Below are 26,446 nucleotides of genomic sequence, written 5' to 3'. Positions count from 1 at the left end.
TCCTGGGTCCTGGGTCCTGGGTCCTGGGTCCTGGGTCCTGGGTCCTGGGTAGGGTTTTTGTCACGCAGATTGCTAACAAAATTGCTGTGCGGTTACGTTCTCGTACGCACTGCTCCCGCACAAGTCCCGTTGATTCATCGGCCTGTTGGTCGTCCTCGACTCCCCGCCGCCTCCGCATCCGGGAGACCGGTCGCCGTGGTCACCGCGAACCCGGCGATCCACGCGGGGATCGCCTCGTAGAAGCGGGACGTCATCTCGTACGGGCCGGTGGCCGCCAGGGAGGCGTACGCGGCGATCCAGGTGCGGACCTCGTGGGCGGAGCCGCCGCCCTCCTTCGCCATGCCCTCGACGGTCCAGGAGTCGAACGCCGTCAGCTCACCGTGTGCGAGGTGGTCGAGGAGGCGGTTGTCCCAGGTGGGGTTGATCGGAACCATCGCGGTCGACCCGGCGACGTAGTCACGGCCGGCCTGGACCACGCGCCGCTCGCCCTTGGCGCGCTGCTCGGGGGTCGGGGGCAGGCCCTCGATGAGCGCGTCGGCCACGCGGGGCGGTGCGCCGTCGAGCACCGGGACGGGCGGGTCGTGGGAGAGGCCTCCGGAGGCGAGGAAGAGGACCCGCTTGTCCAGTTCCGCGGCCGCCTCGCCCAGCGCCGTGCCCAGGGCCCTGATCCGGGCGACCGGGCCGAGCGGTGTGGCCACGCCGTTGACGAAGACGGGGACGACCGGCACCCGGTCGATGCCGCCGAAGAGCACCTCCAGCGGCTGCGCGAAGCCGTGGTCGACGGTCATCCGGGCCGAGATGGTGAGGTCGACGCCACGGTCGAGCACACCCTGGGCCAACGACTTCGCGGCGGCGGTGTCGACCCAGAGCGGTCCGGCCCGCGAGCCGAAGTCGCCCACCGCGTGCGCCTCGGTGGCCAGGCAGAACGGCGGCATCTCCTTGTAGAAGAACCCGTTGTAGTGGTCGGGTGCGTACAGCACCACCAGTTCGGGGTCGAAGTCGCGGATGAATGCCTTGGCGGTCTCTGTCGCCTCGTCGACACGGGCGAGGACCTCGGGCTCGGGGTCGTTCCTGCCGATGAGGGGCGAGTGGGACAGCCCGACGGCTGCTGCGGTCATGGGCATTCCTTAGTCCTTCTGCTGCTGAGGGGCCGGCGGGTGGACGACGAGCTTTCCGGTCAGTCCGCCGTCGATCATGAGCTGGAAGCCCTTGTGGATGTCCGCGAGCGGCAGGGTCCGGTCGATCACCGGACGGACACCGGTCGCTTCCATCATCCGGAGCATCGCGACCAGTTCGGCGCGGGTGCAGCCGGTGGAGCCGAGGATGCGCTGCTGGAGGTAGAAGACCCGGCCCAGGTCGGCGGGCGGGTTGGTGCCGCTCGTGGCGCCGGCGATCACGACGGTGCCGCCAGGACGCAGCGACTTCAGCGAGTGCGCCCAGGTCGCCTCGCCGACCGTCTCGATGACGACGTCGACCCGCTCGGGCAGTCGCTCACCGCTGGGCACCGCGGCACGGGCGCCCCAGGCCAGAGCCTCGGCGCGCTTGGACTCGCTGCGGCTGGTGGCGTACACGACGGCGCCTGCGGCCACCGCGAGGCGGATCGCGGCGGAGGCGACCCCGCCGCCCGCGCCCTGCACCAGCACCCGGTCGCCGGCGGTGATCCCGGCCTGGGTGAACAGCATCCGGTACGCGGTGGTCCAGGCGACGGGCAGACAGGCGGCCTCGTCGAACGACAGCCACGCGGGCTTGGGGACCAGGTTGCGGGTCGGAACCGTCAGGTACTCCGCGAAGGCTCCGTCGTGCTGCTCGGACAGCAGCGCGCGGTTCGGGTCGAGGGTCTCGTCGCCCCGGCCCGCGTCCGGGTCCCCGATGACCGGGTGGACGATGACCTCGTTGCCGTCCTCGTCGTACCCGGCCGCGTCGCAGCCGAGGATGATCGGCAAGCGCTCCGGCGGGTGCCCGACGCCCCGCAGGGTCCACAGGTCGTGCATGTTCAGCGAGGAGGCCACGACCCGGACCCGCGACCAGCCCGGCCGCGGCCGCGGCTCCGGGACGTCGCGGAGCACCAGACCCGACAGCGGGTCCGCGGCGCTCTGGAATTCGGCGATTGCAGCAAGCATGGAGCCACCTTCGCCCGGCAGCGGCGTCGCGCCCCAGCCCGTGTGCCACGGAGCAGCACACGTGCCTGATGGACGGGGTACCGGCGGGAGGAACATGCCGCACGCGGCGGCACCGGGGATCCCGCCCGGGAACAGCCGGCAGGAGAGCGAGGCAGTCGATGACGCGGCCGGAGATCGCGCTGTCCTGGCGGCGTTCCGCGATCGACCTGCCCGCGGACTGCTGGACCAGTCCCCGCCCGCGGGTCATGACACCGCTGGAGCGGGCGGAGCACGACAACCGGTGATCCGTGACGTTCTGTAACAGAGGGCTGTAGCTGATGATGCCTGTTGCCGAGCGGCGGGTCCTGGCCTGTTTCGCCGTCTCTCGCTCCCTGCCGTTTTCGCGTTCGTCCTGCCCGACAATGCGGCCTCGATCGGGGTACTGCGCCGCCTGGGCGCTCAAGCGGACGGGACTGTCCAGTCCAGTGGCCTGCATTGCCTGCGCTACCGGTTCGACCCCGCCGCCACGGCCGCTGCGGAGGATGTGGTCGACGACGGTTGTACGCACCTCCAGCTGATCCATGCGCCGGGCCCGGGTTCCCCGGAAGACGAAGCCGCACTCCGCGATGGCCTGCCCGACCCCTTCGGGGTGAACGGGCTCGGCCTGGTGTGGGCCGACAGACAGCACACCCTCACGGCTGTCTCCGAAGGCCGGCCGGTTGCTTCCGCGGGATGGCTGCTGCGGGACATGGCCTTCGACGGATCGCCGCGTCGCATCGCGGGGCTGGGCGGTGTGCTGGTGCACCCCGCCTGTCGACACCAGGGCATCGCCCGGACGGTGATGAGCGTTGCGGTCGAACACGCACGAGCAGCCGGCGCCGAGACGATGGTTCTGCTCTGCCGGCCGGACCTGGTCCCGTTCTACACGCAGCTGGGATGGAGCCGGCTCACCGTGCCCGTCACCGTCCAACAGCCCGGCGGCGAAAGGACCTTGCCACTGAGCACCATGATCTACGACCTGGCGAGCCTGCCTCATCCCACCGTCAGTGTGGACCTGCGGGGCCTGCCCTTCTGAACGCGCCCCGTGGCGCCAGGCTCCACCCGCCGGTCCACCAGTCACGGAACGTCACAGTTCACGAGTTCTGACACAACTGCTCACCGCGTGACCGCAGAACAGGGTCAGTGGGGCATGTCGTCCAGCGCGGTCGAGAGGCCGGCGACCTCGGGTCGCTCGACGGCGCACAGCACCACGCTGCCACCGGGCAGATCCGCCTCGGCGACCTGCCGGAAGCCGCCCGCCTCAAGGACCGTCCGCGTGACCGTGTCGTCCTCGTCCGGGGCCGCGACGAGACGGCGGCAGCGCGGATCGGCGGCGAAGAGTGCCGGGACGAGGACGCGCAGCAGCCGGGCGGTCATGGTCCGCCCGGCGGCCGGGTCGCCTTCCGGCGGGACGGCGCTCACGACGAGGTCGTGGGCGCCGAAGGGATAGCAGGCCCGCACCGGATCGCGCAGGACCCGGCGAAGACGCAGGAGGATCGGCGGCCCGCCGTCGGCGCCGGTGACGGCGTAGGCGACGGCAGGACCGTCGGTGAACGGACGCAGGACCCAGCCGTCCCCCAACTCCGGGACGGTCATGGCGGCGCTCACGCCGTCCCGGTGTTCTGCTCGACCCCGGCCTCGGTCTCGACCAAGCGGCGCAGTTCGACCTTGGCGAGCTTGCCGCTGGCGTTGCGCGGCAGTTGCTCGACGAGCACGACCCGGGTGGGGAGCTTGTAGCGGGCGAGGTGGCGGCCGGTGAAGTCGCGGACCTCCTCCACGGTGAGCGCGGTGCCGGGCTCGCAGGTGAGCACGGCGAGTACGGTCTCGCCCCACTTGGGGTCGGGGACGCCGATGACCGCGGCCTCCACTACATCCGGGTGTTCGATGAGGACGCGTTCCACCTCGGCCGGGTAGACGTTCTCACCGCCGCTGATGATCATGTCCTTGAGGCGGTCGACGATGTAGTAGAAGCCGTCCTTGTCCCGGTGCGCGATGTCGCCCGTGTGGAACCAGCCGGCGTCGTCGAACGCGGCGCGGGTCGCCTCGGGGTTGTTCCAGTAGCCGGGGGTGACGTTGGGACCCCGGACGCAGATCTCGCCGCGGGTCTCGGCGTCGTGGATCTTCACCCCGGTACCGGGATGGGTCAGACAGATCTCGGTGTACGGCATGGGCGCCCCGGCCGATCCGGTCTTCTCCTGGGTCAGCGCGGCCGGGAGGTAGGTGGCGAAGGGCGAGGTCTCGGTCAGCCCCCAGGCCTGCTGGAGCAGGACGCCCTGTTCGGCGTAGTCCCTGATCAGCTGGGGTGGTACGGGTGCGCCCGCGACGATGGGGGCGCGGAGTTCGCTCAGGTCGGCGGCGGCGAAGCCGGGCACCCGGGCGAGGGCGGAGAACATGGCGGGGACGGCGAACAGCGAGTTCACGCGGTGATGGACCAGGTCCGCCAGACACTGCGCCGGGTCGAACCCGCGGCGCAGGACCACGGTGCCGCCGCGCAGCAGGGTCCGCAGGGTGAGGGCGTTCAGACCGCCGATGTGGAAGAGCGGGGCGACGGCGAGGTTCACGTCGTGGGGCCGGGTGTCCACGACGCTGTCCACGTTGGTGGCGTTCCACCAGAGGTTGCCATGGGTGAGGGTGACGCCCTTGGGCCGCCCGGTGGTGCCGGAGGTGTACATCAGCACCGCGAGGTCGTCGTCGTGGACGGTGACGGGCTCCCGTGGCGTCCCGCCGCGCACGAGCAGTTCGGACAGGGGGGTCCATACGGCGGCGGGCTCGGTCGTGGCGGGGCACGCCGGGTCGGTGTCGACCAGCACGTGACGGCGGGTGGGCAGCTCGGCCAGGATCGACTCGGCCGGCTCACGATGGCCTTCCTCGACGACCAGGGTGTGCGCGCCGCAATCGGTCAGGATGTGCCGCACCTCGTCGGCGGCGAGGCGGAAGTTGACCGGGACGAACACCGCGCCCAGGTGGGTCGCCGCGAGCAGGGTCTCGAAGAAGGCCAGGCTGTTGAAGCCCAGGTAGGCGATGCGGTCACCGCGACGCAGACCGTGCTCGGCCAGCCCGGCGGCGAGCGCGGCCACCGTACGGCCGAGCCGCGCGGAGGAGATCTCGCGGCCCTCGTAGATCACGGCCGTGGTGGTCGGGGCGTACTGGGCTCTGCGGTACACCGCGGCTGCGGGGCTGATGTCGACGGCGGCCATGGCGTCGGCTCCTTCGATGGCTGTCGGACGAGGCGGGTGAACAGGGGCGAGAGTCAGAGGGCGGTGCCGCCCGCGGGGTTACGGAATCCTCGGACGGCGATGCCGCCGTCCGCGGGGATCACCGCGCCGGTGACGGTTCCGCTGTTGGCGCGGGAGGCGAGCAGCACGTACGGGCCGGTGAAGTCCTCCGGCTCGACGCTGGAGTCGTAGAGCGGGATGAGCGGCGGCTGCTCAGTGCCGGACGCCTCGTTCCTGGCGAAGGAGGCGGCCAGGGTGCGGTTCTGCAAGCCCAGGCTCTCGGGGCCGCGCAGCTGGGTGCGCATGCCGCCGACGGCGACGCCGTTGACGCGGACCTTGGGCGCCAGCTCGTAGGCGAACTGGCGGAGCAGGCCGAGGCACGCGTGCTTGCTGGCGGTGTAGAGGGAGCCGCCGCCGTCGGTGTGGAAGGAGGCGTTGGACAGGGTCATCACGATGCTCCCGCGGGTGGCGACCAGCTCCTGCCAGGCGGCCTCCACGGCCAGGACGTAACCCTTGACGTTGATGCCGAAGATCTCGTCGAAGGTCTCCGACAGCTCCTTGCCGCTGAGCCGGGTGACGCTGCGGTGATAGTCCCAGATGCCGGCGTTCGGGACCAGGATGTCCAGTTTGCCAAATTCGGCGACGGTCGCGTCGACGGCCCTGTGCAGGTCGTCGGGGCTGCGTACGTCGCCCGTGAGGGGCAGCACGCGGTCGCCCAGCTCGCCGGCGGCGCTGACCACCTCCGCCAGCTGCTCGGGGGTACGGCCGAGGACGGCGACGTACGCGCCCTCGGCGAGGTAGCGCAGGGCGACCGCGCGGCCGATGCCGGAGCCGCCGCCGGTGATCAGGGCGACGTCGCCCTCCAGCCAGCCGCCCATCACCGGGCCCCGAGGAAGTCGGTGACCAGGCGCTCGAACTCGGCCTGCCGCTCCAGTTGCACCCAGTGGCCGCAGCCGCCGAAGACGTGCAGTTGGACGTCGCGGATCTGCTTGAGCATGAGCTGGGCTCCGTCGAGGGTGATGGTGCGGTCGTCACGGCCCCACAGCAGGAGTGTGGGTGCCTTGATCCTGTGGACGCGCTGCCACAGCGGGTCCATGCCGTGCCGCTTGGCGAAGGCGGCGTTGTAGGCGTGGTAGAAGGCGATGTGGGACTCGTCGAGGGAGGCCTCGTAGCGGGTCTGGACGGTGTCCTCCCAGCGCTTCGGCTCGGCGGTCATGACGCGGATGAAGTCCCGCATCTTCTTCACCGTCGGGCCTTCGCCGCCGTAGTAGCGGAACATCGCCTTCTGGCCCTCGGTCGGGGTGGGGCCGAAGGGCAGCCAGCCGCCGCCGGGCGCCATCAGCACCAACTTCTCGACCCGCTCGGGCACTTCGAGCGCGGTGGCGATCGCGGCGGCGCCGCCGAGGCTGTTGCCGAGCAGGTGGAAACGGTCGACGCCGAGGGCGTCCAGGGTCTGGAGCAGCGTGTCGACGGTGATCTGCGTGATGCTGCGCTCGTCCAGGTCCGCCTCGGTGGGGCGGTAGCTGCCGCCGAAGCCGGGCTGGTCGGGCAGGAGGACGCGGAAGTACGGGGTGAGGGCGGCCAGGTTCTGGCGGTAGTTGGCCACCGCGCTCGCGCCGGGGCCGCCGCCGTGCAGCATCACCAGCACCGGGCCCTCGCCGGCCTCGCTGACCGCGATGGGGCCCGACGACGTCTGCACGGTGTGCTCGACGAGTTTCGGCTCTTCGGTCTCTTTGGTCGTCACGAGCGGACTCCGGTTCACAGGAAGGTGCTGATGTTCTTGGCGAGCAGGACGTTCTGGTCCAGCAGGATCGTGCGGCGGGCGATCAGCAGACCGCCGTCCTCGGTGCGGCGCAGTACGTCGGTGCGCCCGCCGGCGTAGAGGTCGACCTCGCGCTCCAGGCGGTTGCGGTAACAGAGGAAGGCCGACTCGGCGACGTACTCCCCCGGCTCCTCCCCCGCCCGGACCATGACGTTGGTGATCAGGTGCCGGGTGCGGGAGGGCGGGTCCTCGGCCCACGCCATGCCGGAGTCGAAACGGCGGATGCGCCACGCGAGGCTGGCCTTGTTCTCGTCGAAGATCGCCACTTCGCCCGGTGAGCCGTCCGCCAGGGCCTGCTGCCGGCGCAGCCGGTTGGTCCGCACCGGCGCCCAGTAGTGCAGGTCCTCGGCGAACAGCTCCAGCCAGTCGGCGTAGCGGTGCTGGTCGAGCAGTTGCGCCTCGACCGTGTACAGGCGCTGCACCTCGAAGTGGAGCCGGATGTCGTCGTCGAGCGTGCCGTGGGTGCCGTCGGACGTGCGGGGCGGTGTCGCGGCGACGGCCGGTTCCGGGGGATGGATGCTCATCGGTGGGTCCTCCTGCGGGCCGCGCCCGGTGCTGTCATTCCAGCGCGGTGAGGGTGGTTCGGGGGAACGCGTGTGCCGACGGGCTGCACAGTCGGTCGCCGGTCAACGCTTGAGGAGCGTGCGCAAGTCGGCGCTCTCGTCGGCGAGTTGGGCGGGGTCGACCGTGACGTCGCGGTCGATGAGCCGTCGGGCGGCCATGATGTCGCGGGCGCGGTCGACAGCGGCCGCAGCGACCAGCTTCCCGCCGCGCAGACCGAAGGCGGTGAAGGAACCGTCGTCCGGAGCGCCCCGCAGGACGGTGTGCTCGGCGTCGGCCATGGTGCCGACCGCTTCGAGGCGCGAGCCGTGCCGGTCGGACCAGAACCAGGTGGCTCCCGGCTCCGGGACCGGGCGGCCGAGGATGCCGTGGGCGGCGGCCTCGCCGTCGTGCTGGGCGGCCTCCCAGTGCTCGTGCCGGACGCGGTGACCGTCCAGACGGGCCACGTCACCGACGGCGAGGACGTTCGGGTGCGAGGTGCGCTGACCGGGCTGGACGACGACGCCGTTGTCCACGTGCAGGCCTGCGGCTTCGGCGAGTTCGGTGGCCGGGCGGATTCCGATGCCGGCGACCACCGTGTCCGCGGCCACCGGGCCGCTGCAGTAACCGTCCAGGTGCACGAGGACGCCCAGGCTGCCGGGACGACGTTCCACACGTTCGACGCCGGCCGTGATCACCTCGATGCCCTCGGCGGAGTGCCGGTGGTGCAGCGCTCCCGCGATATCGGCGCCGACCACGGCGGCCAGCGGTACCGGAACCGGGTCGATCAGGGTGACCCGGCAGCCCAGGGCATGGGCCACGGCCGCGGTCTCGGCGCCGATCAGTCCGGCGCCGACCACGGTCACCCGGGCACCGGGCAGCAGCCGTTCCCGCAGGCGTTCGGCGTCCTCCCAGGTGCGCAGCAGATGCACGGCCGGGTCGTCGCCGCCGGGCACCGGCAGCGCGCGGGGTGTGCCGCCGGTCGCCAGGACGATCCGGTCGGCGGCGACCGTCCGGCCGTCCGCCAGCTCGAGCGCGCCCTCGTGCGGGCGGATCGCCTGTACGGCCGCGCCCTCGCGCAGGTCGACGCGTGTCTCCTCGTACCAACTCTCGGGCCGCAGCAGGATGTCGGGACGCCGGGACTTACCCAGCAGCACGTCCTTACTGAGCGGCGGCCTGTCGTACGGCAGTCCGTGTTCGGCGGAGCAGAGGACGAGTTCGCCGTCGTATCCCTGGGCGCGCAGGGCGTCGCAGGTGGAGACGGCGGCCAGGCCCGCGCCGACGACTGCGATGCGCCGGGGGACGGTCATGCGCCGGCCTCCTGACCCGGGTGCAGCCACAGGCCGCCGTCCCGGACCTCGACGCGGTGGGTGCGGATCGCGACCGTGGCGGGCATGCACTGCGGCCGGCCGGACTTCAGGCAGAAGCGGGCGCTGTGCAGCGGGCACTCGACCTCGCCGTTCTCGATCCAGCCCTCGGCGAGGGAGGCCTGGCCGTGGGAGCAGGTGTCGTCGAGGGCGTAGTAGGTGCCGCCGTCGTGGAAGACGGCGATGGTGTCGCCGTGGCCGGTGGTCTCGGCGGGAACCTGGAGCGCTTCGCCGTCTTCGATGTCGCCGAGGTCCGCCACTCGGATACCGGTACTTGTCGTGCTCATCGCGAGTCCTTCTCGTGCCAGGCGGGCGTGTTCATCAGGTCGCGCCAGCGGCTGTAGAAGCCGCGGGCGGCGCCGTCGCTGTAGAGGCGGCCGGTGGTGCCGGGATGGATGCCGTCCTCGGCCTGAATGCCAAGGCCCATCTGGTAGTTGAGGGTCATGGAGCCGGCCACGAAGCCGTGGGCGGTGGCCTGGCACTCGCTCCAGTTCTCGCCGTCGTCCTGCTCGAAGATGCCGGTCGGTCCGAACGTGCGCAGGTTGTACAGGCGTTGGGCGTTCTTGACCTCGTCGGGCATGGACTTGTCGACGATGGTCCAGGCCCAGACCTCCATCCTGTCGGGGCCCTTGGGGTGCCAGACGCGGATGCTGCCGTTGACCGGGAGGTAGGAGAAGTTGGGGAAAGCGGTGCCGTGGCCGGTGGTCATCGGCCCTTCGACCCGGGTGTCGCCGAGGCGTTCGCGCAGGGCGTCGTAGTCGTACCAGTCGTGCACGACGCGGTCGTCGAAGCGGCTCTTGGGGTGGGTCGGGAATCCGTGTCCGTGACCGAGCGGGTCGGTGTACTGGCGGCCGGGGGTCTGAACGACGTCGGCCTTCGGTCCCTTGCCGGTCGGTGACATCACCATCAGCGCGGAGGCGTGCGAGATGTTGACGTGGTACCAGTCGGAGGCGAACTGCTCGGCGGCGAGCTTCCAGTTGCCCTCAAGGACCCACTTGTGGACTCCGCCGACGACCTCGGTCCCCTCCGGGTCGCGGTCGAGCATGGCGTCCAGGTACCAGGTCAGACCGCCCAACGCCTCGGTGAGCGGCGGGGCTTCGGGGTTCCAGGTCGCGAAGACGAGCCCCTTGTACGTGTCGAGCTGGGCGACCTCGATCAGGCCCCATTGGTCCCTCTCGAAGTGGTCCGGGTAGTCCTCGCCGTTGGGTACGTTGACCAGCTTGCCGGACATGTCGTACGACCAGCCGTGGTAGCTGCACGTGAACGCCTTCGTCGCGCCCGCGTCGGCCCGGCAGACCCGCATGCCCCGGTGGCGGCAGGCGTTCAGGAACGCGCGCAGCTTGCGGTCGCGGCCGAGGGCGACGATGACCGGGTCCTCGCCCATGTACGTGGTGAAGAAGTCGCCGGGCTTGGTGAACTGGCTCTCGTGGGCGAGGAACAGCCAGCTCGGCGCGAAGACGCGGCGCAGCTCCTGCCGGTAGAGGGCGGAGTCGCTGAAGATGGTCCGGTCGATCAGTCCGTGGTCGAGATCGAAGTGCGCGCCGACGTCGACGGAGGGCTCACCGACGCGGGCCAGGCGGTCCGCCGGACGGACGGGTGTGGGTGCCGGGGCCGCGAGGGCGGCGGTCGGGGCCGGGACGTCGTGTCGCTGCATGCCCCTAGGAGACGTGGCCGCCGGACGATCGGCCCAGGCCGCGTGCCGTGATGTGGCACGCGGCCGGGTCCTGCCCCGGAGCAGGACCGCGTCGGTGACACCTGGCACAGCCACGCGTCGTTTACAACGTCGAAACGGTCACCTATGGTGGACGTGCGTCCATTTAAATGGCCGCTCGCGATGCACCCCGGAGCCCGCCATGCCAGTTCGCCCACCCCTCTCCATCCACACCGAGCCCTCGGCCGACCGGGAGGCGGACACCGCGCCAGAGCGGCAGACGGCGGTGGACAAGGCGCTGATCCTGCTCAAGTCGCTCGCCGAGCACGACCGGGAGATCGGCGTGAGCGAGCTGGCCCGGCATGCGCGGCTCACCAAGTCGACCGCCTTCCGGCTGCTGGGCATCCTTCAGCGCAACGACCTCGTCGAGCGGGTCGGCAGCGACTACCGGCTGGGCTCCCAGCTCTTCGACATCGGCACCCGTGTCTACGGCCCGACCCCTCTGCTGCTGCAGGACCGGCTGCTGCCGTACCTCACGGACCTGTACGAGCTGACCCACGAGACCGTGCATCTCGCCGTCCTGCGCGACACCGACGTCGTGTACGTCAACAAGATCCACGGGCACCGTGCGGCCCGCTCCCCTTCGCGGATCGGGGCTCGTATTCCGGCGTACTGCACGGGAGTCGGCAAGGCCCTGCTCGCCTTCGACCACGACGCGGCCGAGGCCGCGATCGAGGCCGGACTCACAGCGCGGACGGCCTACACGCTCACGGACGCCGACCGCTTCCGGGCCGAACTGCGTCGCATCCGACAGGACGGCATCGCCCACGACCGCCAGGAGGCGGCCATGGGCCTGACCTGCGTCGCCGTCCCCGTCATGGGGCCCGGCGGGCGTCCCGTCGCCGCCCTCTCGGTCGCGGGTGCGGACCAGCGCTTCGATCCGGCGCGGGTGGCCCCGGCGCTGCGCCGGGTGGCCTATGAGGCAGGCCGCGCGATCACCGCGGCGACGGCCCGGCAGACCACGTCATCCGGGCTGAGCGCTCTGCCGGCGAACTGAGGACCGCCCGGGTCCGAGTCGAGGTCAGCCGAACACGGCGACCAGGCGCCCGATGACCTCGCCGCGCTCGAGCCGGCCGATCCCGTCGCCGATCTCCTCGAACGCGATCTCGGTGATGCGCGAGGTGAGCCTGCCCTCGGCGACGAGGTCCAGTACCGCCGCGCAGTCCTCCTTCGTTCCGGCCTGCGAGCCGACGAGTTCGACCTCGTTGAGGGTGAGCGCCTGCAGGTCGATCTCGGCCCGGGCGCGGCCGAGGCCGACCTGGACGATCCGGCCGCCCCGGCGGACGGAGTGGATCGCGCCGTCGGTGGTCGTGCCGAAGCCGGCGAAGTCGATGACCACGTCGAGGTCCTCGCCGGCGAAGTCTGTGATGTCGCTCGCGACCTTCGCGGCGCCGAGCGACCGTGCGAAGTCGTGCACGCGCTCGTTCTTCTCGGCGACGAACACGGTCGCCCCGAGCGCCAGCGCGACCTGGGCGCCGAGCGAACCGAGCCCGCCGAGGCCGATGATCCCGACCCGGGTGCCGGCGGTGACCCTCCCCTGCACCGAGACCGCGTGGTACGAGGTGAGACCCGCGTCCGTGGCGGCTGCCGCCTGGTCGAACGGCACCCCCTCCGGCAGCGGTACGACGAGGCGTTCGAGTACCACGACCTCGTCCGCGAAGCCGCCGTTCTTCGAGGTACCCGGCCCTTCGATGGCCGCGGGGATGACGACCTTCTGACCGACGGTGAACTCCGTGACGTCCGACCCCACAGCGGCGACGACACCCGCGATCTCATGGCCGAGGGTGATCGGACGGAACGGCAGCAGCGACGTCAGGGTGCCGTCGAGGAACCCGACGTCACTGTGGCAGAGCCCGGCGGCGCGGATGTGCACGACGAGCTCGTCCGCGGCCGGCGTCGGTGTCGGCACCTCGTTGAGGGTGAGGGGTGCTCCGACTTCGGTGAACTGCCATGCGCGCATCGTTGGCTCCTCGAGCGTCTGTACTCCCGGCGGGTGGCCGGTGGGGTGGGAGGAGCGTGTGATCAGCCGCTCCCGAAATAATGGTACCTGGTCCCAAAAATACGCTGACCTAGGATCGGACGATGACCGCCTCCCCCTCCCGCCGAGGACGACCGCCCGCCTCGTCCCGTGAGGCACTCGAAGAGGTCGCCTTCGAACTCCTCCTCCGCGACGGCTACGAGGCGACGACGGTGCAGGCCATCATGGCCGCGGGCGGCGTCGGGCGCTCGACGCTGTTCCGCTACTTCGGCTCGAAGGCGGGCATCGTCTGGCGCGAGTTCGACCGCGCCGTCGAACGACTGCGGTCAGCGCTCCTCGACGCCGACGACGCACCCGTCATGACCGCCGTGCGATCCGCGGTCGTCCGGTCGACACGCCTGTCGGAACAGGCGGCACCGCACTCCTGGCTGGACCGTTTCCGGGTGCTCGACCAGGACGCCGCGCTCGTCGCGGAGACCGCCGCGCACTGGCGGGTATGGGCCGAGACGGTGAGCGGGTACGTGGGCGAGCGCACGGGGCTCGATGCGAGCGCTCCGGTTCCGGCCGCGGTCGGCGGTGCTGTGCAGGCCGCCTACGTCGCCGTGCTCCGGCAGTGGACCGCAGCGGACCGGACGGCCGAGGCTGTCGACATCGACGAGCTCGACGAGGCGCTCCGTCCGATCACCGACGCGTTCCAGACGGTCCTCGACGGCGTACGTCGTCGCCCATGACGGACAGCTCGCGGGCGGCACAAACAACCGCGGCGACCGCGGCGACCGCGAGACTCAGTCCGAGTCGCCGCCGTGGGTGCGCGCGAGGTTGACGCCACCGGTGCCGGGCTGCACGCGCGGCACGCTCACCACGATGTGGATCAGGCTCTCCTCGCCGTCGAGCGACTCGTAGAGGTGCGGCCGGTCGCCCGGGTACCGCACGAAGTCGCCGGACGACAGCTCCACCGGACTGTCGACGGGCCCCACCCGCACCCGGCCGCTGATGACGTACAGATGCTCCAGGGTGCCCACCGGGTGCGGCTCCGAAGGCTTGCTCGTCCCCTGCGGATCACGCGCGACGCGCACCAGGTAGTTCTCGATGACACCGGAGCCGTACACGTGGTCCAGCGACCGGGACTCGTACCCTTCGTGCTGCTGCCAGACCACCTCCTCGGCCCGCTGCACGGCCATCACCTGTTCCCGCTCGGCCACCAGCCGTGTGACGGGCACGCCGAGGGCGGTCGCGATGGAGAACAGGGTGTCGACAGTGGGATTGCCCGTCCCCTGCTCCAGTTTCGACAGCGTCTGCTTGGCCAGCCGTGCCTGGCGGGCCAACTCGGCCAGGGACAGCCCCCGCTGCTCTCTGAGAAGGCGCACGTTGCGCGCCACCACGGCGTTTCCTGAGGACACGCCACCACTCTATGTGGCCGTCGCCCTGACGATCACCGGGCAGGGGTCACGGGGCCCGATTCTGCCGCAGCCCGCCGTACCCGGTCACGAGGGCGCTGGTGTCGTGGAAGCGGTCGGCGCCGGCGTCACCATCGGAGCCGCTACGCGGGGCGCGGCTGCATCGCGGGTCCCTGTCCGGACCGAGGGAGGTCGCCGTGGTCGAGGGTGGCGGCCCAGCCGGCGAGGAGTTTCAGGCCGTCGTGGGAGGCGGTGCCGGGTTCGGCGGTGTAGGCGGTCAGCGTCAGGCCGGGGTCGGCGGGCAGCGGGAGGGCCTCGTAGGTGAGGCTGAGGGTGCCCACGGCCGGGTGGTGGAAGGTCTTGCCGCCCATGTGGTGCAGGCGTACGTCGTGGTCGGCCCACCGGGTGCGGAATTCCGCACTGTGGGCGGACAACTCACCGATCAGGTCGGTCAGTTCAGCGTTGTACGGGTTACGTCCGGCCTCGGTGCGCAGGAGGGCGACGGAGGTGCGGGCACTGGCGTCCAGGTCGGCGTAGAAGTCGGCGGCGCGCGGATCGAGGAAACGGAACCGGGCGAAGTTGGCCGGGCGGGCGCCGCCGGTGAGGACCGGGTCGTACAGGGCGCGGCCGAGGCGGTTGGTGGCGACGATGTCCAGGTTGCCGTTGAAGATGCAGGCGGGGGCCTCGGTCATCGCGTCGAGCAGGCGCTGAAGGGCGGGGCGCAGGGGCTGGGGCCGACTCGGGCGCGGTGCGCGGCGGGCGGCGCCCGGGTGCACGGTGCGGGCCAGGTCCCGCAGGTGGGCGTGCTCGGCCTCGTCGAGCCGGAGGGCGCGGGCGACGGCGTCCAGGACCGACTCGGAGACGCCCCGGAGGTTGCCGCGTTCCAGACGGGCGTAGTACTCGGCGCTGATCCCGGCGAGCAGGGCGACCTCCTCGCGACGCAGGCCCGGCACCCGCCGGTGCCCGCCGAACGTCGGCAGTCCTGCCTGCTCGGGGGTGATCTTCGCCCGTCGGCTGCTGAGGAACTCACGGATCTCGCTGCGCTGGTCCACGCGCACGAGGCTACGGCGGCCCGGGGGCCGAGGCAGCCAACGAGGGGTGTACTGCCAGTACACGTAACGGGCGGTTCTTCCACACGCCGGTGAGCCACGATTTCATCGGCCGTGGCACCAGGGACCCCCGCACGGAATGCGCGACGGCGCCGGTTGCCACACCATCGCTTCCAGGAGGACACACGATGCATACGCGCACACTCGGCCAGGGTCTGCAGGTCTCCGCCATCGGCCTGGGATGCATGGGCATGTCCCAGAGCTACGGCCCGAACCCCGGCGACCGGCAGGACATGATCGGCGTGCTCCGCGCCGCCGTCGACCGCGGCATCACGTTCTTCGACACCGCCGAGGTCTACGGCCCGTACGTCAACGAGGAGCTCGTGGGCGAAGCCCTGGCCCCCGTACGGGACCAGGTCGTCCTGGCTACGAAGTTCGGCTGGCGCATCGAGGGCGGGAAGGCGACCGGGCTCGACAGCCGGCCGGAGCAGATCAAGCGTGTCGCCGAGGCCTCCCTGCGTCGGCTGCGCAGCGAGACGATCGACCTCTTCTACCAGCACCGCGTCGATCCCGACGTGCCCATCGAGGAGGTCGCCGGCGCGGTCGGCGAGCTCGTGCAGGCGGGCAAGGTACGCCACTTCGGCCTGTCCGAGGCCGCGGCGACCACGATCCGCAGGGCCCACACGGTCCACCCCGTCACGGCGGTGCAGAGCGAGTACTCCCTGTGGACCCGCGATCCCGAGCCCGAGGTCCTGCCCACCCTCGCCGAACTCGGCATCGGGTTCGTGCCGTTCAGCCCGCTCGGCAAGGGCTTCCTCACCGGCACCGTCGACACCACGACCTCGTTCGCCGAGGGCGACGTCCGCGCCACGATCCCCCGGTTCAGCGAGGAGAACCGGGCCGCCAACCAGGCCCTGGTCGATCATGTCGCCGCGCTGGCCAAGGCCAAGAGCGCCAGTCCCGGGCAGGTCGCCCTGGCCTGGCTGCTCGCCCAGCAGCCGTGGATCGCCCCGATCCCCGGCACCCGCCGCGTGGAGCGCCTGGAGGAGAACGCCGGCGCCACCCAGGTCGCCCTGTCCGCCGACGAGGTCGCCGACCTCGACGCGACGGCGGCCCGCCTCGGCGTGCACGGCGACCGCTACAACGAGACGCACCTGGGCATGGTCGGCCGCTGAGCCCGCCGCCGCCCCGGCACCGCTATGCCGGGACGGAGAAGGCCTCCCTGAGTCGCTCGGCCATCAGGTCGAGGGTGGCGCGGACCGTCTCGGGCGGTCCGTTGTGGGTGAAGAAGTGGTCGACGCCCTCCACCATGCGATGCACCACAGGGACCCCGGCCGAAGCCAGCGCCTCGGCGTACGCGTCCCCCTCGTCCCGGAGCGAGTCGTACTCGGCGGTGATGACCAGGGCGGGCGGCAGGCCGGCCAGGTCGGTGGCGAGCCCGGGGGAGGCGAGCGGGTCGCGGCGGCGGCTCGCGTCCGGCAGGTATGTGCCGGTGAAGATGCGGGACAGCGTCGGCGAGATCAACGGCCGTCGGGTGCGGGCGCGCTTGGTGGCGGGGTCCGCGGCCAGGTCGAGCGGTGCGTAGTCAATGATCTGGAGCAGCGGGGTGAAGGTGCCGCGCTCACGGGCCGTACGGCACACTCCCGTCGCCAGTGCGCCGCCCGCGCTGTGACCGCCGACGGCGAGCCGCCCACCGTCCCAGCCGTGCTCGGCCCCGTGTTTCACCGCCCACTCGCAGGCCTCGTACGCCTGGACGGGCGCGGTCGGGAAACGGTGCTGCGGCGCGGTCCAGTAGTCGATGTTGAGGACGACGCAGCCCGCCTCGGCCGCGAGATGGCGGCAGATGTGGTCGTCCTGCTCCGGATGCCGGACCACGTATCCGCTGCCGTGGAAGTTGACGAAGACCGGCGGCGCCTGTCCGGGGACGGCGAGGGTGGCGGCTGCGGGGCGGTAGACGTCGCACCGCATGGATCCCGCGGAGGTCGGGATCTGCACGGTCACGGGCGCGGGCAGGTCCTGGCCCGCGAAGCGGAGTTCGTCCGGCACTCTGACCATGCGACTGCTCAGCAGCGTCTGGACGAGCCTCGCGGCGATGTCGTATCTGATGGCCATGAGAGGTTGCCTTCGGGTCGGGTCGAGTGGTTCGGCACACGGTGGTGCTCCCGCGCGAGCGACGCCACCGCGCGTGTCGCGGAGTGGCACGCGCGGTGGCGAGGGCGAACCGGCCGCCCTGCTCCCTCGAAACCGGCCGGCTGGCCGGGCTTGCTGACGTGCGGACCCTTGATCTACAGGCGTCCGGTGGGGTGGTCGGAGCCGTTGCCGATCAGGTCGCCGAGGGCCTGGGCGCCGCCCTGGAGCCGGCGGTCGCGCTGGCTGGTGCCGAACGCGCCGTAGGGGTAGCCGCCCGGCGTGGGGGCGCTGACCTTGTCGAGGGCGGCGGTGGCCTCGGCGTCCAGGGTGAGGGCGACTGCGCCGAAGCCGTCGTGGAGCTGCTTCAGGGTGCGGGCGCCGAAGATCGGGGCGACCACACCAGGGCGGTCGGCGATCCAGCTCAGGGCGACCTGGGCGGGGGTGGCGCCGGTCTCCTCGGCGATGCGGCGCAGTGAGGCGTCCAGCGCGCGGGTGAGGTGGCGGCGGGACAGGCCGCGTGTGTTGACGTCGGGGCCGGTGGTGAAACGGCCCTTGGTGGTGAGCACGACGCGGTCGGTGATCTCGCGCGGGCGGGCGGCGAGCCAGCGGCCGATGATCTGCTCGGAGAGGCCACCGCCGTAGACGTCCGAGGTGTCGATCATGTTGCCGCCGGCCTCGATGAAGGCGTCGAGCAGCGCGAGCGACTCTTCCTCGGTGTTCTCGGTGCCGAAGTTCATCGTGCCGAACGCCAGCTTGGAGACGGCGAGGCCGGAGGTGCCGAGGGTGCGGTACTGCATGACGTTCTGAACGCCCTTCTGTTGCCACGGAGTTGGCCTTCGGTCCGTCCCGGTGGTCCCGTGGTCAGAACCAGGAAGGGCCGGCGTTGGTGTACGGCGCCTGGAGCACTGCCGCTTCCTCGTCCGAGAGCTGAAGCGCGAGCGCGTCCACGGCCTCGCCGCCGGGACCGTCGTGCATGGCGCCGCGCACCTTGGTGGCCAGGACGATGTCCTCGCGCCGGGAGTACTTCGTGACGGCCCGGCCGACGATCTCCTCGGAGGTGCCGGCCTGGTAGACGTTGGCGGTGTCCCAGAAGGTGATGCCCAGCTCGACGGCCTGCTGGAAGAACGGCGCGGCCTTGTCCTCGGTCAGCGCCCAGGGGTGGGCACGGGGGACGGTCGGGTCGCCGTAGCTCATGCAGCCGAGAGCGAGTCGGCTCACCTTCAGACCGGTGGTGCCGAGACGGGTGTACTCCATGGTGACGCTCCTTTACGCCTGCGCGGCAGGGGTGATGCGGACGGTGGCCGGCCGGCGGGTCAGGGCCGTAGCAGCGTCTTGATGGCGCGGCGATCGTCCATGGCGCGGTAACCCTCGGCGGCCTCGTCCAGCGGGCTCGGGACGAACTTCTCGTCGGGCTGCCCGTCGAGGGCGACCAGGGTGCCGTCGGCGAGCGGGATGCGGATGTACTCGGCCTGGCAGCCGCCCACGAACTCCTTGTGCGGGCAGGAGGTCTGATATCCGGCGCGGCAGACGGGGCAGGTGTTGTCGGAGGCGAAGAAGGAGCCGATGACGAACTGCCCCGGCTTGATGTCCCGTACCTCGGCACCGGTCTCCTCGACCACGCCGACGTACTCGTGGCCGATCGGCGTGGGCTGGGCGACCTCGTTGATGCCGCGGTAGTCCCACAGGTCGGAGCCGCACACACAGGCGGCGACCGTCCGGATCACCGCGTCGGTGGGGGCGAGGAGCTTCGGTTCGGGCAGGTTCTCCACCCGGATGTCACCGGGGGCGTGGATCACGGTTGCGCGCATGGGTGATTCCTGTGTCTGTGTCTCTGTCTGTGTCTCTGTCTGTGTCTCTGTCTGTGTCTGTGTGTGTCTGTGTGTGTCTGTGTGTGTGGGACGACGGTCAGTGCGAGGTACGGGTGCTGGTGCGCGGGCCGCCGTACTCGGCGTCGGTGACGTGCTCCAGCCAATCGACCTCGTCGCCCTCCCACAGGGCGATGTGCTCCATGAACTGGTCCGGGGTCGCGCCGTGCCAGTGCTCCTCGCCGGGCGGGCAGCCGATGGTGTCGCCCGGGTGGGCCTCGATGATCACGCCGTCCCGGGTGCCGATCAGGGCCACTCCGGACACGATGTGGAGGGTCTGGCCCAGGCCGTGGCTGTGCCAGGCGGTGCGGGCACCGGGGGCGAAGCGGACCATGTTGGCCCGCGCCAGGGAGGGCTCCTCGCCACGGTGGATCACATCCGCCCAGACGTCGCCGGCGAACATGTGCGGGGGCAGCTTCATGGTCGCGGGCTGCTTGAGGATCTCCATGCTGGTACTTGCTCCTTACGTCGGCCGTCGCAGGGCGGCCATCAGTCGGTGAGCCGGTGATGAGCTCGTTCGTGTCCTGTCCACCTGGCGCGGCATCGCCGCGCCACAAACGATGGAACCGCAGGTCACACGGGTGCGGAAGGACTCGTTGATACGTGTACTGGCAGTACACCCCACCGCCGGAGACACCGTCACGGAAGCCGACGTAGCCTCGAAAGCATGGACAACCGAAGCGAGGTACGCGAGTTCCTGACCAGCCGCCGTGCCAAGATCACGCCCCAGCAGGCGGGACTGCCCGCCTACACCGGCAACCGGCGCGTCAAGGGGCTGCGCAGGGAAGAGGTCGCACTGCTCGCCGGCGTCAGCGCCGAGTACTACGCCCGTCTGGAACGCGGCAACCTCTCCGGTGTCTCCGAGACCGTCATCGACTCACTCGCCCGAGCGCTCCAGCTCGACGAAGCCGAGCGCGCCCACCTCGACGACCTCGCACGCACCGCGAACACCACCCGCCGGCCGGCGCGCCGACGGGCCCCGCAGGCGATCCGGCCCAGCCTCCAGCACCTGCTCGACGCGATGACCGAGGCACCGGCGTTCATCCGCAACGGCCGCCTCGACATCCTCGCCACCAACCGGCTCGGCCGCGCGCTGTACGACCCGGTGTTCGCCGACCCGGCCCGGCCCGTGAACCTCGCCCGGTACGAGTTCCTCAACCCCGGCGCCGCCGACTTCCTGCCCCAGCTGGAGCGGCAGGCGGCCGGGGCCGTGGCGCTGCTGCGCACCGAGGCGGGACGCGACCCCTACAACCGGGACCTGACCGACCTCGTCGGTGAACTCTCCACCCGCAGCGAGAAGTTCCGCACGCTGTGGGCCGCCCACGATGTGCGCCTGCACCAGACCGGCGTCAAGTACTTCCGCCACCCCGCCGTCGGCGAACTCGCCCTCCCCTTCGAGGCCATGCCCATCCCGACCGAGCCCGGCCTCACCCTCACCGCCCTCAGCGCCGAACCGGGCACCCCCGCCCACGACAGCCTCCAACTCCTGGCCAGCTGGGCCGCCACCCTCGACCAGGACGACCAGCCGGACACCGCGGCCGCCGCCGGCGAACAGAGCGCACAGCAGCGCCGGTCATGAGCTCCGCAGATCGTCCACACCGCCGAGGGAGGCTGGATTTCCGTCAGGGCCTGCCGACGTCGGTTCGGCGGTTGTCCGTCCTGAAGGGCAGAGTGGACACGGTGGCCCGGATCTCCCGCTGCGATGTTCCGGGCCTCCCCCACAGGACGGTCACCTCGGTGCCGGGGGTCGTGTACGCGGGATCGATCACACAGAGGGAGATCGTCGCTCGCCGGATCACGCTCAGCGTCCGGCCGGTGGACACTCCCACCGCATCGCCGGACGCCAGAACCTGGTCGAAGCTGGGACCGGCGATGCGGGGGAGTTCCATCTGGTCGGGCGCTTCGTCGTCGCCGAGCAACGAGGTCAGGACGCCGCCGACGTCCTGCGCGTTCCACCGCAGGCCGACCAGCACGCGTTGTGGGGTTCCGCTCGCGGCATCGCGAGCCAGGGCGTCACGGCCGAGGAAGTCGCGTTCGGGTACGCCCTTGCGGAACCCCCAGCCGAGTTCGCCAGGCTTGCGGAAGTAGTCGGTCACGCCGTTGCGGGGCACGAAGCTGCCACCGGGTGTGCCCCTGCGGAACTGCCGGGGCGCGCCCGGTGTGAGGATCGAAGCGGGGAGATAGTCGAGCCCGTTGGTGGCGATGCCGGCCTCGATGTGCTGCACGGGCTGTGACCGCAGGCCCAGTTGACGAATGCCGACGTCCTGCCCGCCGGTCACGACGGCGGACCAGATCTCGTCGGCGTGCTCGGCCGGTCCGTGCAGTTCGTATCCCAGCTCACCCGAGATGCCGGTCCGCAACACACGCACCGGGACCCCGCCGACCTGCGACATCCTGCTGCGGCTGAAGCCGATGTCCCTCAGATCGTCTCCGGTGAGCTTCGCCAACACGTCCAGGGACGAGGGTCCCTGGACGCCGAAGATGAACACGTCCGGGCTGATGTCGATCGCCTCCGCGTCCCAACCGCCCTCCGAGAGCTGCCACAGGAGCCAGTCGCAGCTTCCGGCCGTGTAGACGAACTCCTCGGGGCCGATCCGGCACAGCACTCCCTCGGAGGCGACCCAGCCGTTCTCGTCGAGCTGCACATGGTGTTTGATCTGCCCCGTCTCGAAGCGGGCGAGGTCCCTCATGCCCAGTCTGCCGAGGAATTCCAGGGCCTGGCGTCCCCGGACGCTCACCTTGTGCAGCGCGGTCCAGTCGCCGATGTAGCAGGACCGGACATGGGCGGCGCTTTCGTCGACCCAGCCCGAGTACTCCAGCGGCAGCAGCGTCTGCGCGAAGTGACCGAAGGCGCCCCGCGCGTTGGCCTCGTCCTGGGCCGCGGCCGCGGGACTGAACAACGGCGGACGCTCCGCCACGAACCGTGCCTCCCTCAGCCTGAGTACCGCTTCATACGTATTGCGCTGCCGCGCCATGCCGTCTTTGCCGTCCATGCCACGCTCCCGATCTGTCTGCGGCCCGTTCCCTCGGCGCTCACCAATGAGAGATCACTAGATCGATTTACCTGGGTTGCGGCCGAGGATACCCACGCCGCGGAGCGGGCACCGGCTCCCGTTCGCGCCGCACTCTGCATGCAATGCGGAACCTCACCGTCGCAACGCACGGCTTGCCCGAGCTCCGCCGTCGTGCGGGGCCGCGCCGTCGTGCGGGGCCGCGCCGTTCAGGCCGACGCGCGGACGACGATCCACCCGGGCACCGGCGCGAGAGCCCCGATGTCAATGCCGAGGGCATTGCGGGCCGCGATCCGTCCGAGGACCTCGGCGTCGATGTGGACGGTGGTGAGCGCGGGGGTGAACAGCGAGCCGTGCTCGATCTCGTCGAAGCCGATCACGGCCACGTCCTCGGGCACCTGTCGTCCCAGGTCACGCAGGGCTGTGAGGCTGCGCAGCGCGATGTCGTCGTCGAAAGCCGCGAGGGCTGTGACCTCGGGGTGCGCTGTCAGGAACGTCTCGACGGCGACCGCGCCGACCTCCCTGGGCCCCGGCACGACGAACCGCTCCAGGGGCGGGATTCCGAGCCGCCGGGCGGCCTCCTGGGCGAAGCCTAGGCGGGCGGCGGTCAGCGGGAACTCGTGGTCGGGCAGGGCCATCGCGATACGGGCGTGCCCCTGCTCCGCGAGATAACCGATCTGCAGTGCGGCGTTGGCGGCGAACCCGTTCTCCCAGTCCCGCTCGTCCGGCACGTGTCCCGCCAGATAGACCTCGCCGAGCCGCAGCACCGCCCGCGGCACGACGGTGTCCAGGACCTTCTGTGTGGCCTCCGGGATCGCATGTCCGTGCCGGACGAGAAGGATGTGGTCGTGCTCCGCGAGCTCCTCGTCCAGGCCTCGGACGTAGCTCCGGGAGAAGTTGCCCTCCATGCCCCGGTCGACGTTGAGCACGACGATGCGCGAGGAACCCTCGCGCAGGGCGCGGGCGATGCCGTGCGGGACGTACCCGAGGTCCTGGGCGGCCTCCATCACCCGCTCGCGGGTGGCGGCGGAGATCGTCTGCCGTGGGTCGTCGTTCAGCACGAAGCTCACCGTCGCCCGCGACACCCCGGACGCCTTGGCCACATCGCTCAACGTCACCCGGCCGGAACGGCTCATGCCGACCCACTCCCTCTCCATCGGATCAGGCGCACCCGCTCACACGTCGGCCTCGCCTAAACCGCCGTCCCACTGCTGGAACGACCAACGACTTCTAGAACGATTAAGCCGTAACAGGCGCCAGTCTACGGAACTGGATCGTTCAGGCCATCGGCTGACGCGCTCTAGGCGGGCACGGTGTAAGGCGTGGCGCTCCACTCGGCCGCCTGGAGGGTGTTGACCAGGAGCATGGCGATGGTCATCGGGCCCACACCGCCGGGCACGGGGGTGAGGCGGCCGGCGATGCCGTCGAGTTCGGCGGCGCGGACGTCGCCGGTCAGGCCGGTGGGGGTGCGGTGGATGCCGACGTCGATGACGGTGGCGCCGGGCTTGACGTGCTCGGGGCCGATGAGACCGCGCACTCCGGTGGCGACCACGACGATGTCGGCGGGGCGGGTGACGGCGGCGAGGTCGGCGGTGAACTCGTGGGCGACCGTGACCGTCGCGCCGCGCCGCAGCAGCAGTTGTGCCAGCGGACGGCCGACGAGCTCGCCCCAGCCGACGACGGCGACGCGCGCTCCCCGGAGTTCGATGCCTTCGGCGTCCAGGAGTTCGATGACGCCGCTCGGTGTGCAGGGCCGCAATCCGCGCTCGCCGCGGGCGAGTCGGCCGGCGCTGGCCGTGGTCAGCCCGTCGACGTCCTTGGCGGCGGGGATCCGGTCGATCAGCGATGCGGCGTCGAGCTGGGCCGGCAGCGGGAGTTGGAGGAGGATGCCGGAGACGTCCGGATCGGCCGCCAACTCGTCGATGACGGCGGCGACTTCCTGCTGGGTGGCCTGCTGTGGGAGGCGGCGGTGGAAGTCGCGCATGCCGGCTTCGCGGACGGCACGCCGTTTGGCGGCGACGTAGACGGCGCCGGCCGGGTCGTCACCGACCAGGACGGTCGCCAGACCGGGCACGCCTCCGACACCCGCGGCCTCGGCGACCCGTTCGGCGACCCGGGCCCGGATGCTCCGGGCGAGCTGCGCTCCGTCGATCATGGTTGTCATGGTGGTGGACCGCCTTCTGCTGGTGAACGACTCACCCGGTCCCTGTCCCGGGCGGGTTCCCCTGTCGGGGCGAGTGGGGTGATACGTGGCTCAGGCGAAGACGATGGTGTGCTTGCCGTTGCGGATGACCCGGTCCTCGGCGTGCCACAGCACCGCGCGGGAGAGGACGGCGCGTTCCACGTCCGCGCCCCGGCGGGTGAGGTCGGCGGCGGTGTCGGCGTGGCTGACCCGCACGACGTCCTGCTCGATGATCGGACCCTCGTCGAGGTCCTCGGTGACGTAGTGGGCGGTGGCGCCCACCAGCTTCACTCCACGCTCCTTGGCCTTGGCGTAGGGGCCGGCGCCGATGAAGGCGGGCAGGAAGGAGTGGTGGATGTTGATGATCGGGACGCCGACCTGTTCGATGAACCCGGCGGACAGGATCTGCATGTAACGGGCGAGGACGACGAAGTCGACGTTGTCCTTGAGCAGGCGCAGGTGTTCGGCCTCGGCTGCCGACTTGTCCGCGCCCATGGAGGGGACGTGGAAGAAGGGGATGCCGAAACCGCGCACCTCCTCCGCGGTGTCAGGGTGGTTGGAGATCACCATGGCGACGGAGACCGGGAGCTGTCCCTGGCGGTGTCGCCAGAGCAGGTCGAGCAGGCAGTGATCGGACTTCGAGGCGAAGATCGCGACCCGCTTCGGGACAGACAGGTCGCGCAGGGTGTAGGTGAGCCCGTACTTCGTCACCAGGTCCTTGTCGAAGTCGGCGCGCAGAGTGGGAGTTGCGGCCTGCAGCCCGTCGAGGCCGAAGACCGTGCGCTGGAAGAAGGCGCCGCCCTGCGGGTCGTCGGAGTACTGGTCGAGGGAGACGATGTTGGCGCCGTGCCGGCCGAGGACGGACGTCACGGCCGCCACGATGCCGGTGGCGTCGGCGCCCTGCACGATCAGCGACGCCTGGTGCCCCACTCCCCCACGGTTCTTGGACGTGGCGGCGGTGGCGGCCTGCGTGACGGTCATACGAGGTTGTCCTTCCTGAACTGGGCGATCCACTCGGATGTGGCCAGCAGACCGCCGAAGGTATAGAAGTGGATCTTGATCTCGCCGTGACGAGCCCGGTCGTAGCCCTCCGCCAGCGCACGCAGGAACCTGTCGGGGCCGGCAGTCCCCATCAGATTGGTGATCGACAGGCCGTACTTCTTGGCGATGGACGCGCTGGTGCCGACGCCGAACCGGGCGGCGTACGACATCAGTCGCCGCACACCGGCCGGGCCGGGGACGCCGATGCGTACCGGAAGCGCGATGCCGTGGTCGCGGACCTGTTCGATCCAGGCGAGTACGGGGTCGACGTCGAAACCGAACTGGGTGATGACGGAGCCGTCCAGCTCCTGAGCGGCGAGGGCCGCGCTCTTGTTCCGCAGAGCCGTCCACAGCGCGTCCCGGGAGATGGCCGGGTGACCCTCCGGATAGCCGCTGATGCCGACCTGGCGGACGCCGTACTCCTGGAGCAGGCCCGACTCGATCAGGGCGAGGGAGTCTTCGTAGGGCCCCTGCGGGCGGGCGGGGTCGCCGCCCACGGTGAAGACGTTGTCGCAGGCGTCGTCGGCCCGGAGCGCGGCGAGGAACTCCTCGAACTCGGCCTGCGAGCCGAGGCGGCGGGCGGAGAGGTGCGGCACGGGCACGAAGCCGAGGCGCTTCACGGCCCGGGATGCCTCCAGGCGCATGTGCAGGTTCTCGTTGCCGAGGAAGGTGACGTTGATGCGGGTGCCCTGCGGTATCGAGTCCCGGGCCTCCTCCAGCTTGGACACGTCCTTGCCGGTCATCTCCAGGGAGAAGTCGTCCAGCAGCGATGTGCCCACCGCCGACGGGACTGTGCTGAGGGGATTCATCGTGCTCCTTGTGCTCCTTGTCGGTAGAGGAAGGCGGGGCGTGCGTGGGGCCCTGTCGCCGTCCGCGGACTCCCGGCCCTGCGGGGGGAAGGCGGGTCGGGCGGGTCCGGGCGGCGTCGGCCGGCGCCGGCCGGACCGCACGCCGTGCCCGATGCGCTGGGCGCCGCACACCTGGAGGGCCTGGTGGATGC

Annotated in this window: 28 protein-coding genes and 1 pseudogene; 6 read left to right on the top strand and 23 right to left on the bottom strand. The window is 71.1% G+C overall.

Features of this window, described 5'->3' with window-relative positions; translation table 11 throughout:
* Positions 1–134: 134 nt before the first annotated feature.
* Together ACWD4O_RS44510 and ACWD4O_RS44505 are read right to left on the bottom strand one after the other, a co-directional pair.
* The gene (locus ACWD4O_RS44510; RefSeq protein WP_451288765.1) at positions 135–1,118 is read right to left on the bottom strand and encodes a 3-carboxyethylcatechol 2,3-dioxygenase; all 984 of its coding nucleotides are present in this window, start codon (positions 1,116–1,118) and stop codon (positions 135–137) included.
* Between the two features lie 9 nt (positions 1,119–1,127).
* Positions 1,128–2,120 carry a zinc-binding dehydrogenase gene (locus tag ACWD4O_RS44505; protein ID WP_451288764.1) on the bottom strand — a complete coding sequence of 331 codons (993 nt, stop codon included), beginning with the start codon at positions 2,118–2,120 and terminating at the stop codon, positions 1,128–1,130.
* A 158-nt stretch (positions 2,121–2,278) separates the two neighbouring features.
* On the opposite strand from ACWD4O_RS44505, the gene ACWD4O_RS44500 reads away from it, so the two are divergent.
* Positions 2,279–2,404: a hypothetical protein gene (locus ACWD4O_RS44500; RefSeq protein WP_451288763.1), complete on the top strand. Its 126-nt coding sequence runs from the start codon at positions 2,279–2,281 to the stop codon at positions 2,402–2,404.
* Positions 2,405–2,643: 239 nt separating this feature from the next.
* Positions 2,644–3,174, top strand: coding sequence for a GNAT family N-acetyltransferase (locus ACWD4O_RS44495; RefSeq protein WP_451288762.1), 531 nt, complete (start codon positions 2,644–2,646; stop codon positions 3,172–3,174).
* Between the two features lie 104 nt (positions 3,175–3,278).
* Here the strand turns inward: ACWD4O_RS44495 and ACWD4O_RS44490 are convergent, their stop codons facing one another.
* The 8 genes from ACWD4O_RS44490 to ACWD4O_RS44455 form a co-directional block, all read right to left on the bottom strand.
* Positions 3,279–3,746, bottom strand: coding sequence for a GNAT family N-acetyltransferase (locus ACWD4O_RS44490; RefSeq protein ID WP_451288761.1), 468 nt, complete (start codon positions 3,744–3,746; stop codon positions 3,279–3,281).
* The gene (locus tag ACWD4O_RS44485) at positions 3,743–5,335 is read right to left on the bottom strand and encodes an acyl-CoA synthetase (RefSeq protein WP_451288759.1); all 1,593 of its coding nucleotides are present in this window, start codon (positions 5,333–5,335) and stop codon (positions 3,743–3,745) included. Before ACWD4O_RS44485 ends, ACWD4O_RS44490 begins: the two co-directional genes overlap by 4 nt.
* Before the next feature lie 53 nt (positions 5,336–5,388).
* Positions 5,389–6,231 (bottom strand): SDR family NAD(P)-dependent oxidoreductase, encoded by an 843-nt coding sequence (locus ACWD4O_RS44480; RefSeq protein WP_451288758.1) that lies wholly within the window; start codon positions 6,229–6,231, stop codon positions 5,389–5,391.
* Positions 6,231–7,097, bottom strand: coding sequence for an alpha/beta fold hydrolase (locus ACWD4O_RS44475; protein ID WP_451288757.1), 867 nt, complete (start codon positions 7,095–7,097; stop codon positions 6,231–6,233). Before ACWD4O_RS44475 ends, ACWD4O_RS44480 begins: the two co-directional genes overlap by 1 nt.
* A gap of 14 nt (positions 7,098–7,111) precedes the next feature.
* Positions 7,112–7,699, bottom strand: a complete 588-nt coding sequence (locus tag ACWD4O_RS44470) for a 3-phenylpropionate/cinnamic acid dioxygenase subunit beta (protein WP_451288756.1) — start codon at positions 7,697–7,699, stop codon at positions 7,112–7,114.
* A gap of 102 nt (positions 7,700–7,801) precedes the next feature.
* Positions 7,802–9,025: an NAD(P)/FAD-dependent oxidoreductase gene (locus tag ACWD4O_RS44465; RefSeq protein WP_451288755.1), complete on the bottom strand. Its 1,224-nt coding sequence runs from the start codon at positions 9,023–9,025 to the stop codon at positions 7,802–7,804.
* Entirely contained in the window at positions 9,022–9,369 is a 348-nt protein-coding gene (locus ACWD4O_RS44460; protein ID WP_451288754.1) for a bifunctional 3-phenylpropionate/cinnamic acid dioxygenase ferredoxin subunit, read from the bottom strand. Before ACWD4O_RS44460 ends, ACWD4O_RS44465 begins: the two co-directional genes overlap by 4 nt.
* Positions 9,366–10,736 carry an aromatic ring-hydroxylating dioxygenase subunit alpha gene (locus tag ACWD4O_RS44455; protein WP_451288753.1) on the bottom strand — a complete coding sequence of 457 codons (1,371 nt, stop codon included), beginning with the start codon at positions 10,734–10,736 and terminating at the stop codon, positions 9,366–9,368. The genes ACWD4O_RS44460 and ACWD4O_RS44455 overlap by 4 nt, the downstream gene beginning before the upstream one ends.
* Before the next feature lie 199 nt (positions 10,737–10,935).
* On the opposite strand from ACWD4O_RS44455, the gene ACWD4O_RS44450 reads away from it, so the two are divergent.
* Positions 10,936–11,790, top strand: a complete 855-nt coding sequence (locus ACWD4O_RS44450) for an IclR family transcriptional regulator (RefSeq protein ID WP_451288752.1) — start codon at positions 10,936–10,938, stop codon at positions 11,788–11,790.
* A gap of 24 nt (positions 11,791–11,814) precedes the next feature.
* Here ACWD4O_RS44450 and ACWD4O_RS44445 read toward each other — a convergent pair whose 3' ends face one another.
* The gene (locus tag ACWD4O_RS44445) at positions 11,815–12,753 is read right to left on the bottom strand and encodes a zinc-binding dehydrogenase (RefSeq protein ID WP_451288750.1); all 939 of its coding nucleotides are present in this window, start codon (positions 12,751–12,753) and stop codon (positions 11,815–11,817) included.
* Between the two features lie 122 nt (positions 12,754–12,875).
* Between ACWD4O_RS44445 and ACWD4O_RS44440 the strand changes: the two genes are divergently transcribed.
* On the top strand, positions 12,876–13,502 hold the full coding sequence (locus ACWD4O_RS44440) for a TetR/AcrR family transcriptional regulator (RefSeq protein ID WP_451288748.1): 627 nt from the start codon (positions 12,876–12,878) through the stop codon (positions 13,500–13,502).
* A 54-nt stretch (positions 13,503–13,556) separates the two neighbouring features.
* Here ACWD4O_RS44440 and ACWD4O_RS44435 read toward each other — a convergent pair whose 3' ends face one another.
* Both ACWD4O_RS44435 and ACWD4O_RS44430 read right to left on the bottom strand, forming a co-directional pair.
* The gene (locus tag ACWD4O_RS44435; protein ID WP_451288747.1) at positions 13,557–14,171 is read right to left on the bottom strand and encodes a helix-turn-helix domain-containing protein; all 615 of its coding nucleotides are present in this window, start codon (positions 14,169–14,171) and stop codon (positions 13,557–13,559) included.
* Positions 14,172–14,311: 140 nt separating this feature from the next.
* The gene (locus ACWD4O_RS44430; protein ID WP_451288746.1) at positions 14,312–15,220 is read right to left on the bottom strand and encodes a helix-turn-helix domain-containing protein; all 909 of its coding nucleotides are present in this window, start codon (positions 15,218–15,220) and stop codon (positions 14,312–14,314) included.
* 185 nt (positions 15,221–15,405) lie between these two features.
* Between ACWD4O_RS44430 and ACWD4O_RS44425 the strand changes: the two genes are divergently transcribed.
* Positions 15,406–16,392 (top strand): aldo/keto reductase, encoded by a 987-nt coding sequence (locus tag ACWD4O_RS44425; protein ID WP_451288745.1) that lies wholly within the window; start codon positions 15,406–15,408, stop codon positions 16,390–16,392.
* A gap of 22 nt (positions 16,393–16,414) precedes the next feature.
* On the opposite strand, the gene ACWD4O_RS44420 is transcribed toward ACWD4O_RS44425, so the two are convergent.
* The 5 genes and pseudogenes from ACWD4O_RS44420 to ACWD4O_RS44400 all read right to left on the bottom strand — a co-directional run bounded on the left by ACWD4O_RS44420 (position 16,415) and on the right by ACWD4O_RS44400 (position 19,660).
* Positions 16,415–17,329, bottom strand: coding sequence for an alpha/beta hydrolase (locus tag ACWD4O_RS44420; RefSeq protein WP_451288743.1), 915 nt, complete (start codon positions 17,327–17,329; stop codon positions 16,415–16,417).
* Between the two features lie 173 nt (positions 17,330–17,502).
* The gene (locus tag ACWD4O_RS44415; protein ID WP_451288742.1) at positions 17,503–18,144 is read right to left on the bottom strand and encodes an aldo/keto reductase; all 642 of its coding nucleotides are present in this window, start codon (positions 18,142–18,144) and stop codon (positions 17,503–17,505) included.
* Between the two features lie 64 nt (positions 18,145–18,208).
* Positions 18,209–18,601, bottom strand: coding sequence for an aldo/keto reductase (locus ACWD4O_RS44410; protein WP_451288741.1), 393 nt, complete (start codon positions 18,599–18,601; stop codon positions 18,209–18,211).
* Positions 18,602–18,729: 128 nt separating this feature from the next.
* Positions 18,730–19,155: pseudogene (locus tag ACWD4O_RS44405) on the bottom strand (alcohol dehydrogenase catalytic domain-containing protein); the annotation flags it as partial.
* Between the two features lie 97 nt (positions 19,156–19,252).
* Positions 19,253–19,660 carry a (R)-mandelonitrile lyase gene (locus ACWD4O_RS44400; protein ID WP_451288740.1) on the bottom strand — a complete coding sequence of 136 codons (408 nt, stop codon included), beginning with the start codon at positions 19,658–19,660 and terminating at the stop codon, positions 19,253–19,255.
* A gap of 219 nt (positions 19,661–19,879) precedes the next feature.
* Here ACWD4O_RS44400 and ACWD4O_RS44395 point away from each other — a divergent pair, with 219 nt between their 5' ends.
* Positions 19,880–20,791 (top strand): helix-turn-helix transcriptional regulator, encoded by a 912-nt coding sequence (locus ACWD4O_RS44395; RefSeq protein ID WP_451288739.1) that lies wholly within the window; start codon positions 19,880–19,882, stop codon positions 20,789–20,791.
* Positions 20,792–20,834: 43 nt separating this feature from the next.
* On the opposite strand, the gene ACWD4O_RS44390 is transcribed toward ACWD4O_RS44395, so the two are convergent.
* From ACWD4O_RS44390 to ACWD4O_RS44370, 5 genes are all read right to left on the bottom strand, one after another.
* Complete coding sequence (locus ACWD4O_RS44390; protein ID WP_451288738.1) at positions 20,835–22,205, bottom strand: aminomethyl transferase family protein; 1,371 nt, start codon at positions 22,203–22,205, stop codon at positions 20,835–20,837.
* Between the two features lie 227 nt (positions 22,206–22,432).
* A complete protein-coding gene (locus ACWD4O_RS44385) occupies positions 22,433–23,359 on the bottom strand; it encodes a LacI family DNA-binding transcriptional regulator (RefSeq protein ID WP_451288737.1) in 927 nt (308 codons plus the stop codon).
* A gap of 164 nt (positions 23,360–23,523) precedes the next feature.
* On the bottom strand, positions 23,524–24,378 hold the full coding sequence (locus tag ACWD4O_RS44380) for a bifunctional 5,10-methylenetetrahydrofolate dehydrogenase/5,10-methenyltetrahydrofolate cyclohydrolase (protein ID WP_451288736.1): 855 nt from the start codon (positions 24,376–24,378) through the stop codon (positions 23,524–23,526).
* 99 nt (positions 24,379–24,477) lie between these two features.
* Positions 24,478–25,386, bottom strand: coding sequence for a formyltetrahydrofolate deformylase (gene purU, locus ACWD4O_RS44375; protein WP_451288735.1), 909 nt, complete (start codon positions 25,384–25,386; stop codon positions 24,478–24,480).
* Positions 25,383–26,255, bottom strand: coding sequence for a methylenetetrahydrofolate reductase (locus ACWD4O_RS44370; protein ID WP_451288734.1), 873 nt, complete (start codon positions 26,253–26,255; stop codon positions 25,383–25,385). The genes purU and ACWD4O_RS44370 overlap by 4 nt, the downstream gene beginning before the upstream one ends.
* Between the last annotated feature and the right edge of the window lie 191 nt (positions 26,256–26,446).

Source organism: Streptomyces sp. NPDC002623 (assembly GCF_053592635.1).
The sequence above is the reverse complement of the archived record's forward strand: the minus strand, read 5'-3'. Positions and strand labels throughout refer to the sequence as shown.